The sequence below is a fragment of the Streptomyces sp. NPDC031064 genome (genome assembly GCF_055570965.1).
In genome coordinates this window covers 56,046-73,424 of the sequence record NZ_JBVIGF010000008.1, presented here as the reverse complement: position 1 = coordinate 73,424, position 17,379 = coordinate 56,046, and the positions used below count along the sequence as shown (strand labels likewise).

Here is a 17,379-nt window from a genome sequence, read left to right as displayed (position 1 = left end):
ACCATGCACTCCGACATACATCTGCGCCTGCACGAGCTGCGTGCCGCCGAGTTAAGGCACCGCGCGCCCCGGCGGCCGGCTCCCCGTCGCCCGCTGCGTACGCAACTGGGCTGGACCCTCGTCGAGCTGGGCCTCCGGCTGGTCGCCGCTCCCCCGCCACGCACCGCCCGTATCGCATGAGGGGGCCGGGCCCGCTGGCCACCGTCCTGGCCGCCAACGCCGTCTCCATCAGCGGCAACGCGCTGACCCTCATCGGCGTCCCGTGGTTCGCGCTCCAGACGACCGGGAGCCCCGGCAAGGCGGGGCTCGTCGCCTTCTGCGCCACCCTGCCGGTCGTCGTCTCGGCGATCGTCGGCGGACCGGTCATCGACCGGATCGGCCGCCGGCGCGTCAGCATCGCCTCGGACCTGGTCTGCGCGCTGGCCCTCGCCGCGATCCCGCTCCTGCACCACGCGGGGCGACTCGACTACTGGATGCTGTGCGCCCTGATGGGCGTCACCGGACTGTTCCACGCGCCCGGCGAGACGGCCCGGCACGTCCTCGTCCCCGACCTCGCCGAACGGGCCGGGACGACGCTCGCGCGGGCGGCGAGCCTGTTCGACGCGGTGTCGCGCGGGGCGCGGATGACGGGGGCGGCGCTGGCGGGCGTACTGATCGCGGTCGTCGGCGCGGAAACGGTCCTGCTGCTGGACGCGGTCACCTTCGGCCTCTCCGCGCTGCTGGTCTTCGGCGGCGTACGGGGCGTGCCGGCCGCCGAGCCGCAGCGGGCCGGTGCGCCGGTGTCGTTGGCGCGGTACCGGGCGGAGCTGCGCGAGGGGTACGCCTTCGTGCTCGGCTCCCGGCTGCTGCTGGCGATCACGCTGATGGTGATGTTCACCAACGGCCTCAACCAGGGCTGGAGTTCGGTGCTCCTGCCGGTGCACGCGCAGCGCAACCTGGGCGGCGCGGCCGCGATCGGCCTGGTCACGGCGGTGTTCGGCGGGTGCGCGCTGCTGGGGGCGCTGCTGTACGCGGCGGTGGGGCACCGATGGCGGCGGCGGACGGTGTTCACCGTCGCGTTCCTGGTCGGCGGGGCGCCGCCGTACGTGGTGGCGGCGCTCACGGACAGCGTGCTGCCGATGGTGGTGATGGCGGCGGTCGCCGGGCTGGGCGTCGGAACGCTCAACCCGATCCTGACGACCGTGATGTACGAGCGGGTGCCGGACGCCCTGCGCAGCCGGGTGGCGGGGGTGACGACGGCCGGGGTGCTGATGACCACGCCGCTGGGCGGGGTGGGCGCGGGCTACCTGGTGGAGCGGGTGGGTCTCGTACCGACGCTGCTGACGATCGGTGGCCTGTACCTCGTGGCGACGCTGACCCCGGCGCTCTTCCCCTCCTGGCGGGGCATGGACGCACCGGCGGAGGTCAGCAGCTCGGGACGTCCTTCCCCTGCCCGAGGGCGCGCAGCGACGACACCGCGTCCTTGAGCGTGCCGACCGGGATGAGCTGGAGGCCCTCGGGCTTCTCGGCCTGGGCGTCGGCGCACTCGTCCTTCGGCACGAGGAAGACGGTGGCGCCGTCCCGGTGCGCGGCCTGCGTCTTCAGGGACACCCCGCCCACGGCACCGACCGTGCCGTCGGCGGCGACCGTGCCCGTACCGGCGACGGTGCGGCCGCCGGTGAGGTCACCGCCCGAGCCGTTGCCCTGGATCTTGTCGATGATCCCGAGCGCGAAGAACAGCCCGGCGCTGGGCCCGCCGACGTCGGCCAGCTCCAGGTCGACCTTCACCTGCCGCGGGCTCTTGCCGAGGTAGCCGAGCGCGGCCTGGACGGCGCTGTTCTGGGACTCCCGCATCTGGCCGATGTTGCGCTTCTCGATCTCGGCGTCGGACTTGCCGGCCGGGTAGACGGAGTCGCGCGGCAGTACGGCCCGGTCGCCGCGGAACCAACTGCCGACGACGTCGCCGAGGTCCACGTCGGCGCGGGGCCCGGTGGCCACGATGGTCGTCATGCGCAGCTCGCCCTTGGTCGGGCGGACGGGTACGCCGGAGATCGTGATCACCGGGCGACCCTTGTGCTCCCCGAGCACGTCGCTGGTCCCCCCCGGCTGCGCGAGGGTGAACGGCAGCGGCGCGACCCCGGCGACGACGAGCAGCGCGACGACGGGAAGGGCGCACAGGGCGAGGGCGCGGGGGCGCGTGAGACTGGAGAACACGGTGCCAATCTATCGGCCACCCCGGGACCCCCGCCGCCGGGCGGGGCGCCCACCCGGCCGCCGGTGCGACGGTCCCGCCCCGCACGGCGCGGCTCAGCGCAACGCGTCCGCCACCTCGCGGGCGGCGTCGACGACGCGGGGGCCCACGCGTTCCGGTACGGCGTCCGCGAGCATGACCACGCCGACGCTGCCCTCGATGCCGGTCACCCCGAGCAGCGGGGCCGCGGCGCCGCTCGCGCCGGCCTCCAGCTCGCCGTGCGTGAGCGTGTAGCCGGGCTCGCTGAGCGCGCCCTGCCGGGCGGCGAGTATCGCGCGGCCGGCCGCGCCCCGGTCGAGCGGATGGCGGAACCCGGCCCGGTAGGCCACGTGGTAGTCCGTCCAGGTCGGTTCGACGACCGCGACGGCGAGCGCCTCCGCCCCGTCGACGAGCGTCAGGTGGGCGGTGGCGCCGATGTCCTCGGCCAGCGACCGCAGCGCGGGCAGCGCGGCCTCGCGCACCAGCGGGTGCACCTGGCGGCCGAGCCGCAGCACGCCGAGGCCGACGCGGGCGCGGCCGCCGAGGTCACGGCGGACCAGGGCGTGCTGTTCGAGCGTGGCGAGCAGACGGTAGACGACGGTGCGGTTGACGCCGAGTTTGTTGGACAACTCGGTGACGGTCAGCCCGTGGTCGGTGTCGGCGAGCAGCTTGAGGACACGCAGTCCTCTGTCGAGCGTCTGGGAGGTCTCCGCGGTCACGACGCCCTCTCCTTCGGAGTGAGTGACGGCGGACACTCTCAACGGCGGACGCGTCACCGGTCCCATCGGCGACGCACGGAGAGGCCGCCGGCAGGCCATGGCACACCGGCTGCGCTCCGCGGCGGCGCTGCCACGGGGCGTTTGCATTGCGATTGCCGGGACAGTAGCGAGCGACTCCGCTCAGCGGAAGCCCTCGTCCAGAATCCGGTCGCAAGCGATTGCCGTACGGAAATTTCGTCCCGTTACGCCCCAAGTGCACCGACGCTCGGCCGCGCGACGCTCAACGCATGCGCGTAGCCCACTCCTGGACCTTCTTGATCCGCTCGCGGATCTGCCCCGCCGTCGCCTCCGCGCTCGGCGGCCCGCCGCACACCCGGCGCAGCTCGGTGTGGATGACGCCGTGCGGCTTGCCGCTCTGGTGGACGTACGCGCCGACCATCGTGTTGAGCTGCTTGCGCAGCTCCAGCAGCTCCTTGTGCGAAACGACGGGGCGCCGCTCGGCCGGGAGCTCCAGCAGGTCGGCCTCCTCGGCCGGCTTCTGCCTGCTGTGCGCGATCTGCCGCGCCTGCCGCTTGCGCAGCAGCAACTGCACCTGGTCGGGCTCCAGGAGGCCCGGGATGCCGAGGTAGTCCTGCTCCTCCGCGCTGCCGGGATGGGCCTGCATGCCGAACTCGGCGCCGTCGTACAGCACCCGGTCGAAGACCGCGTCGGACTCCAGCGCCTCGAAGGGCAGCATGTCCTGCTCGCCGGTGTCCTCGTCCTGCTGCTTGTTCGCCTCGTCCATCTCCTTCTCGGACTGGGCGTACGGGTCCTCGTCGGCCCCGTCCTTCTTCGGCTTGTCGAGGGCGTGGTCGCGCTCGACCTCCATCTCGTTGGCGAAGGTCAGCAGCGTCGGGATGGTGGGAAGGAACACCGACGCGGTCTCGCCGCGCCTGCGGGATCGTACGAATCGGCCGACCGCCTGCGCGAAGAACAGCGGCGTCGAGATGGTCGTCGCGTACACCCCGACCGCGAGGCGCGGGACGTCGACGCCCTCGGACACCATGCGGACGGCGACCATCCAGCGGTCGTCACTCGCACTGAAGTCGTCGATCCGCTTCGACGCGCCCGCGTCGTCGGAGAGGACGACGGTCGCCTTGGTCCCGGTGATCTCGCGGATCAGCTTGGCGTACGCGCGCGCCGAGTCCTGGTCGGAGGCGATGACGAGGCCGCCCGCGTCGGGGATGCCCTTCCTGACCTCGGTGAGCCGCTGGTCGGCGGCGCGCAGCACGTTGGGCATCCAGTCGCCGCGCGGGTCGAGCGCGGTGCGCCAGGCCTGCGAGATCGCGTCCTTGGTCATCGGCTCGCCGAGCCTGGCCGCGACCTCGTCACCGGCCTTGGTGCGCCAGCGCATGTTGCCGCTGTAGCTGAGGAAGATGACGGGGCGGACGACGCCGTCGCCGAGCGCGTTGCCGTATCCGTACGTGTAGTCGGCGGACGACCGCCGGATGCCGTCGTTGCCCTCCTCGTACGTGACGAAGGGGATGGGGTTGGTGTCGGACCGGAACGGCGTACCGGTCAGGGCCAGTCGCCGCGTGGCGGGCTCGAACGCCTCCAGGCAGGCCTCGCCCCACGACTTGGAGTCACCGGCGTGGTGGATCTCGTCGAGGATGACGAGCGTCTTGCGCTGCTCGCTGCGGTTGCGGTGCAGCATGGGCCGTACGCCGACGCCCGCGTAGGTGACCGCGACCCCGTGGTACTCCTTGCTCAGCGGCCCGGCGCTGTACTCCGGGTCCAGCTTGATGCCTATCCGCGCGGCGGCGGCCGCCCACTGCTTCTTCAGGTGCTCGGTCGGCGCGACGACGGTGACCTGCTGGACCACGTGGTGGTGCAGCAGCCAGGACGCGAGGGTGAGCGCGAAGGTGGTCTTGCCGGCGCCGGGCGTCGCGACCGCGAGGAAGTCGCGGGGCTGTTCCTGGATGTACTTGTCCATCGCGGCCTGCTGCCAGGCACGCAGCTTGTTGGCGGTGCCCCAGGGGGCGCGGCCGGGGAAGGCGGGTGAGAGGTGATGGGAGGCGGTAGTAGTCACGGTCTCCGATTCGGTCTCTCGGCTGTTACGTACGACAACCGGGCCACCCTACCGGTGGCCCGGCACCACCCCGCCCGGGACGGCGCCGTGACCTCGCGGAGTGCGACGCGGGTCACATTCCCCGCGCCGGGCGGTCACCGCGGTCCGGGCGCGGCCCGCAGCCTCGTCGCCACCCACGCCCCGGCCAGTCCCACCGCCGCCATCGGCAGGAACACCGCCGCGAAGGCCACCGGGTGGGAACCCCCGGCCGAGGCGGCGTGACCGGCGACCGAACCGCCGCCCAGGGCCGCGAAGGCGGCGCCGCCGGCGGTGAGGAGCAGGGCGTTGGAGAGGCCGTCGGAGATCTGGAGCGCCGCCGAGTTGGTGCCCGCCTCCTCCGGTGCCGACAGTTTCAGCAGCAGCACGCTCGTCGATGCGATGACCATGCCCATGCCGAAGCAGCCGAAGCCCCAGGCGACGCCCACGATCCACACCGGTACGGAGGGGAGCAGCACGCTCGGCGCCGTCGCGATGGCCGCCGCGACCAGCAGCATCCCCAGCACCATCAGCCGCTCCCGGTACGGCTCCACGCGCGGCCGCGACTGGATGTACGAGCCCAGTGCCCATGTCGCGCCGCCCACCGCCAGCGACAGCCCGGCCAGCGTCGGGCTCACACCCCGCTCGGTGACCAGCATCAGCGGCACGAACGACTCGGCCGAGATGAACGCGCCCGCCGCCACCCCGCGCAGCAGCACCACCGACGGCAGCCCGCGCGCCGCCCGGTAGGTGCCGCGCGGCAGCAGCCCGAGCGCGGCGGGGACCAGCAGCGCCACGCCCGCCACCGCCGGGGCCAGCGACAGCCACCTCAGGTCCTGGCCCGCGTACTGCAACAGGCCCGCGCCCAGCGAGATGCCCAGCGCCAGCCGGATGCGCCGCCCGTCGAACGGCACCGCCGGCGCCTCCGGGTCCGCGGGCCCCGACGCCATCCGCCGTATCGCCGGCAGGGCGAGCGCCAACGGCAGGACGACGAGCACCGGGATGCCGACGAACACCCAGCGCCACCCGAGCTGCTCGGTGACCGTCCCGGCGGCGAGCGGCCCGACGATGGAGGGCACCACCCAGCCGGCCGCGAACGCCGCCATGATCGCGGGCCGCAGCCGCTCCTCGTACGCCCGGCTGACCACCACGTACAGGCCCACGATCACCATCCCGCCGCCCAGCCCCTGGACGGCCCGCCCGAGGATGAACAGCCACATGGCTCCCGCCGTCCCCGACATCAGCAGCCCCGCCGCGAACGCGGTGATCCCGACGGTCACCGGCGCGAGCGGCCCCGCGCGGTCGGACCACTGACCGGACAGCACCATGGCGAAGAGGCTGGTGGTGAAGTACGCGGAGAACGCGAACGCGTACAGCGGTACGCCGTGCAACTCCCGCGCGGCGACCGGCATCGCGGTCCCGACGGCGGTCGCCTCGAAGGCGATCAGCATCACGACGGAGACGATGCCGACGCTGAGCGCGCGGTGCTCCCGGCCGAGAACACCGCCGGGCTTTCCCTGCCCGGCGGCGGCGATTGTCCGGCTGTTGCTGCTGTCCAAGGCGGTCATGCCCCTCAGAGTAAGAGGCGTCCCCGCATTTGGCCCCTGTCCGGAGACGGGCCGCCCCTCGTCCTTCCGGCGTACGCCCATGAACACCGTGTGGCAGTCGTGTTGCGTCCGTTCCGCCACCGTGCCCGGGCGTTCTACGGTCGTACCGGAGCAACCGCCCGACCGTGTACCCGAGAGGCTCAGGGAGTCGCCTGCAAAGCGACTGACGCGGGTTCGAATCCCGCCACGGTCTCTAGACGGCGATCCTGGCCTCGCCCAGCCGGGCCAGGATCGTCTCCACCGTCTCGTCCACGGTGAGTTCCGAGGTGTCGAGCCAGAGCCCGATGCGCTCGGTCTCCTCCCGCATCGCCCGGTCCATCCCCTCGGGCGTCCAGCCGCCCCCGTATCCCGTCTTCCCCCGCCCCGCCTCCCGCGCGGCCACGGCGTCCGGGCGCGGGGCGAGCACGACAACATGGAAGGGCCGGGTCCGCACGAGCCGCGTGTACGCCGCCAGTTCGGGACCCAGCACCACGTCCTGCACGACGGCGGTGAACCCCTCCGCCGCGTACGCGTCGGCCGTCGCGGCCGACAGCCGGTAGCGCAGGCGCAGTTGCGCGAGCGCCCCCTCGCCCGCCCCGGCACCATCTCCTCGCGCCCCGACACGATCATGCGCCGGAACACGTCCCCCCGCACGTGCGCGGCCTTCGGCAGGCGTTCGGCGAGCGCCTGGGCGACGGTCGACTTCCCGGCGGCCATGACGCCGGTGACGAGGACGACGGCGGACACGGCGGCTAGGGTGCCGCCACCGCCGCCTGGGGGCGGATGGGGAGGCGGTTGACGGGGCGGCCGGTGGCGGAGCGGACCGCGGAGGCCACCGCGGCCGGGGCGGTGACCACGGGGACCGCGCTGGCGGCCTTGGCGCCGAAGGGGGCGACCACGTCGCGCTCCTCGACGAGTTTGACGATGCGGATGTCCGGGGCGTCCAGGGCCGTCGGGAGGGCGTAGCCGGTCAGGTCGGGGTGGCGGACCAGGCCCCGGGCGGTGCGGAGGTTCTCGGTGAGGGCCGCGCCGACGCCCTGGGTGACGCCGGCTTCGATGCGGGTGGCGAGCTGGGCGGGGTTGAGGACGCGGCCGACGTCCTGGGCGACCGCCATCTCGACCACGCGGATGGAGCCGAGCTCGATGTCGACGTCCACGACCGCGCGGATGGCGCAGAACGCGAGACCGACGAAGGCGTCGCCCTGACCGGCGTCGTCGAGGGGTTCGGTGGGGTGCGGGCGGCACTGCGCGGTGGCCCAGAGTTCCTTGCCGTCCATGGCCTCGGTGACGGTGGTGGACAGGACGCCGTCGTAGGAGGTGATCTTCCCGTCGGTGATCTGGAGCAGCTCGGTGGACATGCCGAACTTGTGCGCCAGGGGCTGGAGCAGTTGGGTGCGGACCATTTTCGCCGCGCGCTCGACCGCGCCGCCCGAGACCCAGGTGTGGCGGCCGTGGGTGGCCGGGCCGGCGGGGGGCTGGTCGGTGTCGACGGGGGCGACGTGGACCTCGTCGATGCCCAGCGTGTCCTGCACGATCTGGCGGGCGAGGGTGGAGAAGCCCTGGCCGGTCTCCACCGCCGCGCAGATGACGGTCGCCACGCCGTCGTGGACCTTGACCGTGGCCGTGGAGACCTCGTCGGTGCCCTCGGCGCCGAGCATGTGGACCATGCCGAGCCCGTAGCCGACGCCACGGCGTACGGCGCCGGGCTCGCCCGCGCCCTCCGGGCCGCCGGGGAGCAGCCAGCCGTCCTCCGGGGAGTCCTTCGGGAGCGGCGGGAGGGGGAAGTCCCGGACGGCCTGGAGGAGTTCGGCGACCGGCGCCGGGCAGGTGACCGTCTGGCCGGTGGGGAGGATGTCCCCGGTGGCCAGGACGTTGCGCAGGCGCAGTTCGGCGGGGTCCAGGCCGAGGCGGGCGGCGAGCTTGTCCATCTGGGCCTCGTACGCGGCGCAGACCTGCATCGCGCCCTCGCCGCGCACATGACCGGACGGCGGGTTGTTGGTGCGTACCGCCCAGCCCTCGACGAACGCGTGCGGGACGACGTACGGGCCGCAGGCGAAGGCGACGGCGGCGGCGAGCGACTCGGAGGACGCCTCGGCGTAGGCGCCCGCGTCGAGGAGGATCTGCGCCTCGACCTTGACCAGGCGGCCCTCCGCGTCCGCGTGGTGGCGGTAGCGCAGCAGGGTGGGGTGGCGGTGGGCGTGGCCGAGGAAGGACTCCTCGCGGGTGGCGGCCAGTTTGACGGGACAGCCGGTGCGCAGCGCGAGCAGGCCCAGCGGGATCTGGAAGCCCGGGTCCTCGCGGTCGCCGGTCGCGCCCGGCACGCCGGTGACGACGACCTTGACCTGCTCGGGCGGCAGGCCGAAGCAGGCGGCAGCCAGGTCGCGGTCGGTGTGCGGGTCGGTGGAGGCGGTGTAGATGTCGACGCCGCCGTCCGGGCGGGGCACGGCGAGCCCGGCCTCGGCGCCGATCGGCGCGGGGTCCTGGCGGCCGATGCGGTACAGGCCCTCGACGATGACCTCGCCCGTCGCCTCCGGGTCGCCGTAGCGCAGCGGGATGTGGCGGATCAGGTTGCCGTCGGGGTGGAGCGGCGGGGCGGCGAAGGCCTTCTCGGGGTCGGTGACCGGGTCGAGGACCTCGTACTCGACGGCGATGGCCGCGGCGGCGAGGCGGGCCGTGTCCGGGTGGTCGGCCGCGACGGCGGCGATGGCCTCGCCGTGGTGGCGTACGAGGTCGGCGGCGAAGACCGGGCGGTCGGCGACCGTGCGGCCGTACGTGGCGTCGCCGGGGACGTCCGCGTGGGTCACCACGGCACGGACGCCCGGCATCTCGGCGGCGGCCGTGGTGTCGATCGAGACCACGCGCGCGTGCGCGTGCGGGGAGCGGAGCACGGCCGCCCAGAGCAGGCCCTCGGCCCACAGGTCGGAGGCGTAGGGGAAGGTCCCCTCGGTCTTGGCGCGGGCGTCGGCGGACGGGAGGGACGCGCCGAGCCCGTGGGCCGGGAGCTCCTGCTGGGGCCCCTGGGGGCCGTCGACCGCCGGGATGGCGGTGGCCGCGTCGTTGCTCACGCCATGCCTCCGTCGTGCGGGTGGGGGATCTGGTGCGGGATGCGGGCCTGTGCGGCGCCCTCGCCGCCGTCGGCCACCTCGGCCGTGCCGGCCGCTTCGGCCGCGGCGGCCGCGCTGGCGGCGCGTTCGGCGACGACCTGACGCACGGCGTCGACGACTCCCCGGTAGCCGGTGCAGCGGCAGAGGTTGCCGCAGAGCGCCTGGCGGGTCTCCAGCTCGCTCGGGGCGTGGTTGCCTTCGAGGAGGTCGTGCACCGTCATGGCCATGCCCGGGATGCAGAAGCCGCACTGGACGGCTCCGCACGCGGCGAGGGCGCGCTGTACGTCGGAGGGCTCGCCGTCCGTGGCCAGCCCCTCGACCGTGCGCACCTCGCTGCCGGCCGCCGTCGCCGCGGGCACCAGGCAGGAGGCGACGAGGCGCCCGTCGACCTGGACGTTGCAGGCGCCGCACTCGCCTTGCGAGCAGCCGTCCTTGGCGCCGGCGAGGCCGAGCCGTTCGCGCAGCACGTACAGCAGGGACTCGCCGATCCACGCCTCGGTGACGGGACGGTCGGTGCCGTTGACGCGCAGGACGTACGAGATGTGCGGGTGCTCGTCGCTGTCCGTGACGTGGGTGGGAGACGCGGCGGGCTCGTGGCCGCCCTCCTGGGCCGCTTCCGGGGCCGCTTCCTGTGCCACTTCCTGGGCCGCCTGTTGAGCCGGCTCTGGGGCCGGCTCTTGAACCGGTTCGGGGTCAAGCTCCCCGGCCGGTTCCTCGTCCGGGCCGGCGGCGGGCACGCCGGCCGGTCCGTGGCCGGGTCCGTGGACCGGCTCATGGACCGGCGTCCGGGGCGCTTCCTGGGGTGCTTCCCGGGGCGGTCCGGGAACCGGATTCGATTCCGGGTGCGGCGCGGCATGCGCCTCCGGATGCGGATACGGCTCCGCTTCGGCGGCTTCCTGGGCGGGCTCCCGCACCGCGTCCGGCGTGGCCCAGGGCGCGGGCGCGCCGCCCGGGAGCGTCGCCGGCGGGTTGCCGCTCGTCCACTGCGAGGCGAGCGCCGAGGTCGTGAACTCACCCGATTCGTCCGGAAGGTCCCCCTGGGCGACCGGAATCGTCCACTGCCCGGTCAGCTCCGAGGGCGCGGGCTCGGGCGCCGCCGCCTGGGCCGCCTGGAAGTTCCACTGCGCCGTCGCGTTCGGGTCGTGCGCCGCCCACGCCTCCGGCGGCACGTAGCCGTGCCCGGGGGCCTCCAGCGGGGCACCGGCCGTCGACATGTCCGGCGGGAGCTGTACGAAGGCGGTCGCATCGCCGTCGTACTCGCCCTGGGGCGTCGGCTGCCAGCCGCCCTGACCCTGCTGGTTCTCGTTCTCGCCGGTGGTCACGACAGCGCCCTCCCCAGTGCCCGTCGGGCCAGCGCGGCGACCGTGCGCCGCAGGTGCAGTACGGCGGGCGGCAACTGCTCCTCGCCCGGCGGGTCCGGGATGCAGGCGGCCGCGACGTACTCGCCGAACGCCGTCAGCGCCTCCGGCGCCAGCCCGCGGTCGCCGTCCCAGTCGATGAGCGAGGCGATCCAGCGCTCCGCCTCCAGCGGCCGCAGCGGCATCGGGGCGATCGCCCCGACCGCGCAGCGCACGCCGCGCCGCGCCGGGTCCAGGACGACCGCGACGGACGCGGTGGCCCGCCCGGGGCCGGTCCGGCCGGTGGCCTTCAGGAACACCTGCGGGGCGTGCAGGAGCGGTACGCGGACGAACCCGATCAGCTCGGCGGGCCCGAGGAGTTCCCGGCCGGCCAGCAGGTGCGTCACCGGGATCTCGCGCGTGCCGCCCGGGCCCGCGACGACCAGGTCCGCCTCCAGGGCGGCCAGCACGGGCAGGGAGTCACCGGTGGGCGCGGAGGTGACGATGTTGCCGCCCAGGGTGCCCGCGTTGCGGATCTGGGGCGGTCCGGCCGCGCGGGCGGCCGCGGCGAGGGCGGGGATGAGCGCCGCGAAGTCGGGGCGGCCCATGCGCGCGTGCGTGAGGCCGGCGCCCAGCAGGGCGTGGCCGTCCTGGTACTGCCAGCCACGGATCTCATTGACGCGGCCGAGGCCGACGAGGCCCGCGGGGCGCAGTTGGCCCTTGTTGACGGCGGCCATCAGATCCGTACCGCCCGCCACGGGCACGGCGGCGGGCATGGCGCTGAGCGCCGCCACGGCCTCGCCGAGCGTGGCCGGCAGCGTCACGGACTGCGCCGCCTGCGGTGCGTGCGTGGTCAACCCGCTGCCCCTTCCCGGTGTCCCCGGCTGTCCCGGCTGTCCCGCCTGTGTTGCCGTACCGTACGTGCTCACAGCCCCGACGTGGCAACTCTGGCACATCTTCCGGGCCGGTCGGCGCGAGGGTCCGCGAAGGACGCATCCGCCCCGGACATCCCGTGACCTGCGAGATGGGCGGTTTGCCGCGGCATTGGCGGCACGCGCGGATTGCCACTTCTCGGCGACCTTGTACGACTTATTCCTGGCGGCCCACGGTCCCAGGTGCCGGGCGCGGGCGCGCGCGCCTTTCCGCCGGGCTCACACGTTTGGGGGCGCCCCCTCGATCGGGCGTCCGAGCACCCCCGGGCGCCGCTGCCACGGCAACGGTCCACCGGGCGGCCGGTAGTCGACGCCGAGCGCGTCAAGGCGCGCGTAGTGGGCGGTCATTCGGCGGGTGAAGTCCGCGAAGTCGCGCTCGGCGGGGTCGGCCGGGAGCCGGGTGGACCAGGCGACCTCGGCGAAGGCGGCGAGGCGGGGGAAGACCTGGTAGTCGACGCGGGAACGGCTGTCCAGGACCTCGGTCCAGACGTTCGCCTGGGTACCGATGATGTGCGCGGCCGCGTCCGGGGACAGCCCGGGCGGTACGGGTTCGAAGCGGTAGACGTCCTCCAGGGTGCGTACGTATCCGATGGGCACCGGCTCGTCGGGGCCGCCGTCCTGCCGGTGGTCCAGGTAGACGTGCTGCTCGGGGCACATGACGACGTCGTGGCCCGCCTCGGCGGCGGCGATCCCGCCGGCGTACCCGCGCCAGGAGGACACGGCGGCGCCGGGCGGCAGACCGCCCTCCAGGATCTCGTCCCACCCGATCAGGCGGCGTCCCCGCTCGGCCAGCCAGCGGTCGAAGTGCCGGACGAACCACGCCTGGAGCCCGTCCTCGTCGGCGAGCCCGAGCTCCTTCACGCGGGCCTGGGCCGCCGGGGACGCCCTCCACTGGTCCGTGGGGCACTCGTCGCCACCGAGGTGGACGAAGGGGGACGTGTCGGCGGGGAAGAGCGCGAGGACTTCCTCAAGTACGCCTTCGTAGAAGCGGAGGGTGTTGTCAGTGGGGGCGAGTACGTTCGGGTTGATGCCCCAGGTGTCCCAGACGGGGAGGGTGGTCGTGTCGATGACGTCGGTGTTGCCGAGTTCCGGGTACGCGGCGATGGCGGCCTGCGAGTGGCCGGGGAGGTCGATCTCGGGGACGACGCGGATATGCCGCTCGGCGGCGTACGCGACGATCTCGCGGATGTCGTCCTGGGTGTAGTAGCCACCGTGCGGGGTCTCGTCCCAGAGTTCCGAGGCCCGGTGTCCCCGTTTCGTGCGCGCCCGCCAGGCGCCGACCTCGGTGAGCCGGGGGTAGCGCTTGATCTCGATGCGCCAGCCCTGGTCGTCGGTGAGGTGCAGGTGCAGGACGTTGAGCTTGTGGGCGGCGAGGAGGTCGAGGTAACGGAGGACGTCGTCCTTGGGGAGGAAGTGGCGGGCGACGTCGAGCATCAGACCGCGCCAGGGGAAGCGGGGCGCGTCCTCGACGACGACGGCGGGGACGTCCCACTCACGGCGGGGCGGCCCGATGGGTGCCTTGCGGTAGGCGTCGGGCCCGAGGAGTTGGCGGTAGGTCTGGACGGCCCGGAAGACACCGGCGGCGCTGCCGCCCTCGATGCGCTGGGCGTAGCCGTCGATGACGATGCGGTAGCCCTCATGCGGCAGCTCGGGGTCGATGCTCAGCACGATGCGGTTGTCGTCGTCGGTCCCGGCCGGGAAGGGCAGGCCCGTGGCGGCCCCGATGGTGGCCCGGAACCACCGGGCGACGCCGTCGGTGCCCGGCCGGGCCTCCAGTTGGGTGTCCGCGTCGAGGACGTCGTACCCGGCGGGCGGCACCCACCAGGAGGCGGACGGCGCGGGGATCAGGTCCAGGGCATCCATGAGGTCAGTCCTTCACCGCGCCGCCGAGCCCGGACACCAGGCGGCGCTGTACGAGTACGAAGAAGACCAGCACCGGGATGGTCATCACGGTGGAGGCGGCCATGATGCCGCCCCAGTCGTTCTCGTCCGGCTTGAAGAAGACGAGCAGGGCCATGGGGAGCGTCGACCGGGAGGTGTCGCTGATGATGAACGACTTGGCGAACAGGAAGTCGTTCCAGGTCGAGATGAAGGAGAAGACGCTCGTCGCGACGAGCCCCGGCAGGACCAGCGGGAAGAGGATCTGCCACAGGAATCGTGCCCGGCTCGCCCCGTCGATGTACGCGGCCTCCTCCAGGGCCTCCGGGACCGCCTTGACGAAGCCGCGCAGCATCCAGATGGCGAAGGGCAGCGAGAACGCGATGTGCGGCAGGATCAGCGAGCCGAGGGTGTTGAGCTGGCCGAGGTCCCGCATGAGGAAGAAGAGCGGGATGGTCAGCGCCTCGATCGGCACCATCTGCGCGATCAGGAACATCACCAGCAGGGTCGTGCGGAACCGGAAGCGGAAGCGGGCGACGGCCGTCGCCGCGAGGAAGGCGATGAGGGCGGAGGCGACGACGACGGCGGAGGCGACGAGCAGGCTGTTGAGGAAGTAGCGGCCGAAGTCCTGCTGTTCGAAGACGCGGCGGAAGGAGTCCAGGGACGGCGACAGGGTCCAGGGCCGGGGGTCGGTGGACTGGATCTCACCCGCCGGTTTCAGCGCGGAGAGGACCATCCAGTACAGCGGGAAGGCGACGACGGCCGCGATGAGCAGGGCGGCGGCCTCGGCGGCGAGGCGCCACGGGCGCTGCGCACGGATCACAGTTCTGCTCCCTGGCGGCGTATCAGGCGGAGGTGGACGAGGGTGACCGCGAGCAGGATCAGCAGCATGACGACGCCGATCGCCGAGCCCAGGCTGTACTCGGAGGACGCGAAGGCCTTCTGGTACGCGTAGACGTTGAGGACGAGGTTCTGGCCGGCGATGCCGCCGCCGCCCGTCATGACGTAGATCTGGGTGAAGACCTTGAAGTCCCAGATGACCGACTGGATGGTGACGACGGCCAGGATGGGCCGCAGCATCGGGGCGGTGACGGAGCGCCAGGTCCGCCACTGCGAGGCACCGTCGAGGGAGGCCGCCTCCAGGACCTCGGACGGAATGGCCTTGATGCCCGCGTAGACGGTCACCATCACGAACGGGAACGAGCACCACACGACCTCGAACAGGACGAGCGCGAAGGCACTGAGGCGCCCGTACGTCCAGGAGAAGTCGCCCAGGCCGAGCAGCCTGTTGACGGGGCCGAAGTCGGGGTCGAAGAGGAACACCCAGACGGTGGACCCCGTGATGGCGGGCGTCGCCCAGGCACCGAGCGCGGCGAGCATGAGCGCGAGGCGCGGCAGGGCGCGGACGCGGGTGAGGAGCACCGCGAGGGCGCACCCGACGGCCAGGGTGGCGATGACGCACGCAGCGGCGAACAGCACGGTGGCGAGGAGGACCTGCCGGAACTGCGGGTCGCGCAAGAGCGTGGCGTAGTTGCCCAGCCCCTGGAAGGAGGTCGGCTCTCCGCCGCTGACCTGGGCCTGGGTGTACTCCAGGAACGAGATGAGCCCGAGCTGGTAGACGGGGTAGACGAGCAGGGCGCCCAGCACGGCGAGCGCGGGCGCGAGGTACATCCACGGCGTCCAGCCCCCGTGCCGCCCCGGGGAACGGTCGGCGTCGTGCGTCATGGGGTCAGCCCGCCGTCGAGGCGAACGCGGCGTTCATCTTCTCCGCCGCGTCGTCCGACGCCGCCGCCACGTCCTTACGGCCGCTCACGATCTCCTGGAACATCGTCGGGAGGACCAGCGAGGCGTCGATCCGGCCCCAGGCCGGGGAGGCGGGGACGAACCTGGTGCCGGCTGAGAGCGTGTCGATGAAGGGCTTCACGAAGGGCTGCTTCTTCGCCGCCTCCGCCCGCACGTCCGTGTACGTCGGCAGGAAGCCCATCGCGTCGAACAGCTCGCGCTGCGCGTCCTTGCCCGCCAGGGACTTCATCAGGTCCACCGCCAGCGTGCGGTGCGAACTGCTCCTGAGGACACCAACGTTGTTGCCGCCCGCGAAGGCGGGTGCGATCGAACCCGGCGTCACGCCCGGCAGCGGGACGACCGCGTACGCGCCCTTCGCCCTGCCCGCCTCCACCGCCGCGTGGCTGAAGTCGCCGCCGATGGCCATCGCGGCCTTGCCGGAGGCGAAGGCCGTGACGGTCGCGTTGCCGCCCATGGAGGCGCACTTGGCGGCGGGGCAGTTGTCGTCGCCGAAGAGCGAGGTGTACGCGGCGATGCCCTTGCGGGCGGCCGCGGTGTTGATGGCCGAGGTGTACGAACCGCCCTTCTCCGTGGCGAGTTCGCCGCCGTTCGCCCAGATGAAGGGCAGCGCGCCGTAGGTGTACGCGCCGCCGACGGCGATCCCGTACAGCTCCGGCTTCGCCTTGCGGATCTTCTTCGCGGTCGCGATCAGTTCGGTCTGCGTCCTGGGCGGGGTCAGGCCCAGCTCCTTGAACACGTCGGTGCGGTAGTACAGCGCCCGTACGCCGACGAAGAGCGGCGCGCCGTACACCTTGCCGTCCACCGTGACCGAGGCCCGTGCGGTCGTGTCGGTGTCCTTCGCCTCATCCCAGGCGCCGAACTCGGCGCTGACGTCGGCGAGTCCGCCGTCCCTGACGTACCCGGCGGTGTCGGTGTTGCCGTACTCGATGACGTCCGGCGCGCTCGTGGGGTCGTTGAAGGCGGCCTTGACGCGCTGCGCGCGGGTCTCGACGGGGATGTACTCGACCTCGACGGCGGCGCCGGGGTGCCGCTTCTCGAAGGCGGCGACGGCGGCGTCGACGACCCGCTCCTTGGGCTTGTTGTTGACCTCCTGGAAGAGCCAGACGCGCAACGTGCCGGTCTTCGCGTCCTCCTTCGCGCCGGTGTCGGAGGTCTGCGGGGCGCAGGCGGCCGCCGCCGTCATCAGGAGGACGGCGGCGACGGGGGCGGCGAGTCGGGCAGGAAGCTTCATGGCGGATCCCCTCCGATGGCGTTGCAGCATACGCAACGATCGTTTCGTGCTGCACAACACGCAGGAGGTTAGGGCGGACCCGGCACCCCCACAAGAGGTCTCGACCAGTCCGTGATCAAACGACGAAGGCCCCCGGGGCGCGTACACACGTACGCGCCACGGGGGCCATCGCCCAGCGGGCCCGGAGGCGGGCCGGGGACGCTACTTCTTGTCCTTGCCGCCCTTGTCCTTGTCGCCACCGGCGCCCATGGACTCGTAGATCTCCTTGCACATCGGGCAGACCGGGTACTTCTTCGGGTCGCGCCCCGGTACCCAGACCTTCCCGCACAGCGCCACCACGGGAGTGCCGTCGAGGGCGCTCGCCATGATCTTGTCCTTCTGGACATAGTGGGCGTAGCGCTCGTGGTCGCCGTCGCCGTGCGACACCTGCGGCGTCGGCTCTACGAGGGTCCCCGTACCTGCCCCGCGCTCGGGCTCAAGAGTGCTCATGAGCTCCA

General features: G+C 73.1%; 14 protein-coding genes, 1 tRNA gene and 1 pseudogene. 3 read left to right on the top strand and 13 right to left on the bottom strand.

What is annotated here, in order from left to right:
- Positions 1-3 precede the first annotated feature (3 nt).
- Together ACZ46W_RS26980 and ACZ46W_RS26975 are read left to right on the top strand one after the other, a co-directional pair.
- Entirely contained in the window at positions 4-180 is a 177-nt protein-coding gene (locus ACZ46W_RS26980; protein ID WP_468342537.1) for a hypothetical protein, read from the top strand.
- Positions 177-1,466, top strand: a complete 1,290-nt coding sequence (locus tag ACZ46W_RS26975) for an MFS transporter (protein ID WP_468342534.1) — start codon at positions 177-179, stop codon at positions 1,464-1,466. Before ACZ46W_RS26980 ends, ACZ46W_RS26975 begins: the two co-directional genes overlap by 4 nt.
- On the opposite strand, the gene ACZ46W_RS26970 is transcribed toward ACZ46W_RS26975, so the two are convergent.
- From ACZ46W_RS26970 to ACZ46W_RS26955, 4 genes are all read right to left on the bottom strand, one after another.
- Positions 1,405-2,193, bottom strand: coding sequence for a S16 family serine protease (locus ACZ46W_RS26970; protein ID WP_468342532.1), 789 nt, complete (start codon positions 2,191-2,193; stop codon positions 1,405-1,407). The two genes, ACZ46W_RS26975 and ACZ46W_RS26970, sit on opposite strands and share 62 nt — an antisense overlap.
- Positions 2,194-2,286: 93 nt before the next feature.
- Positions 2,287-2,928: an IclR family transcriptional regulator gene (locus ACZ46W_RS26965; RefSeq protein ID WP_468342529.1), complete on the bottom strand. Its 642-nt coding sequence runs from the start codon at positions 2,926-2,928 to the stop codon at positions 2,287-2,289.
- Between the two features lie 280 nt (positions 2,929-3,208).
- On the bottom strand, positions 3,209-4,996 hold the full coding sequence (locus ACZ46W_RS26960; protein ID WP_468342526.1) for a DEAD/DEAH box helicase: 1,788 nt from the start codon (positions 4,994-4,996) through the stop codon (positions 3,209-3,211).
- A gap of 134 nt (positions 4,997-5,130) precedes the next feature.
- Positions 5,131-6,579, bottom strand: a complete 1,449-nt coding sequence (locus ACZ46W_RS26955) for an MFS transporter (RefSeq protein WP_468342523.1) — start codon at positions 6,577-6,579, stop codon at positions 5,131-5,133.
- Positions 6,580-6,739: 160 nt separating this feature from the next.
- On the opposite strand from ACZ46W_RS26955, the gene ACZ46W_RS26950 reads away from it, so the two are divergent.
- Positions 6,740-6,811, top strand: a tRNA-Cys gene (locus tag ACZ46W_RS26950).
- Here ACZ46W_RS26950 and ACZ46W_RS26945 read toward each other — a convergent pair.
- The 9 genes and pseudogenes from ACZ46W_RS26945 to ACZ46W_RS26905 form a co-directional block, all read right to left on the bottom strand.
- Positions 6,812-7,314: pseudogene (locus ACZ46W_RS26945) on the bottom strand (AAA family ATPase).
- A 35-nt stretch (positions 7,315-7,349) separates the two neighbouring features.
- Positions 7,350-9,662 (bottom strand): xanthine dehydrogenase family protein molybdopterin-binding subunit, encoded by a 2,313-nt coding sequence (locus tag ACZ46W_RS26940; RefSeq protein WP_468342520.1) that lies wholly within the window; start codon positions 9,660-9,662, stop codon positions 7,350-7,352.
- Complete coding sequence (locus tag ACZ46W_RS26935) at positions 9,659-11,023, bottom strand: (2Fe-2S)-binding protein (RefSeq protein WP_468342517.1); 1,365 nt, start codon at positions 11,021-11,023, stop codon at positions 9,659-9,661. The genes ACZ46W_RS26940 and ACZ46W_RS26935 overlap by 4 nt, the downstream gene beginning before the upstream one ends.
- Positions 11,020-11,895, bottom strand: a complete 876-nt coding sequence (locus tag ACZ46W_RS26930; RefSeq protein WP_366131215.1) for an FAD binding domain-containing protein — start codon at positions 11,893-11,895, stop codon at positions 11,020-11,022. Before ACZ46W_RS26930 ends, ACZ46W_RS26935 begins: the two co-directional genes overlap by 4 nt.
- A gap of 294 nt (positions 11,896-12,189) precedes the next feature.
- Positions 12,190-13,833, bottom strand: a complete 1,644-nt coding sequence (locus ACZ46W_RS26925; protein ID WP_468342514.1) for a beta-N-acetylhexosaminidase — start codon at positions 13,831-13,833, stop codon at positions 12,190-12,192.
- 4 nt (positions 13,834-13,837) lie between these two features.
- Complete coding sequence (locus ACZ46W_RS26920; protein ID WP_468342511.1) at positions 13,838-14,671, bottom strand: carbohydrate ABC transporter permease; 834 nt, start codon at positions 14,669-14,671, stop codon at positions 13,838-13,840.
- A complete protein-coding gene (locus ACZ46W_RS26915; RefSeq protein ID WP_468342508.1) occupies positions 14,668-15,573 on the bottom strand; it encodes a carbohydrate ABC transporter permease in 906 nt (301 codons plus the stop codon). Before ACZ46W_RS26915 ends, ACZ46W_RS26920 begins: the two co-directional genes overlap by 4 nt.
- Before the next feature lie 4 nt (positions 15,574-15,577).
- Positions 15,578-16,882, bottom strand: coding sequence for an extracellular solute-binding protein (locus tag ACZ46W_RS26910; protein ID WP_468342505.1), 1,305 nt, complete (start codon positions 16,880-16,882; stop codon positions 15,578-15,580).
- A 201-nt stretch (positions 16,883-17,083) separates the two neighbouring features.
- Entirely contained in the window at positions 17,084-17,371 is a 288-nt protein-coding gene (locus tag ACZ46W_RS26905) for a DUF3039 domain-containing protein (protein ID WP_023588437.1), read from the bottom strand.
- Positions 17,372-17,379 lie beyond the last annotated feature (8 nt).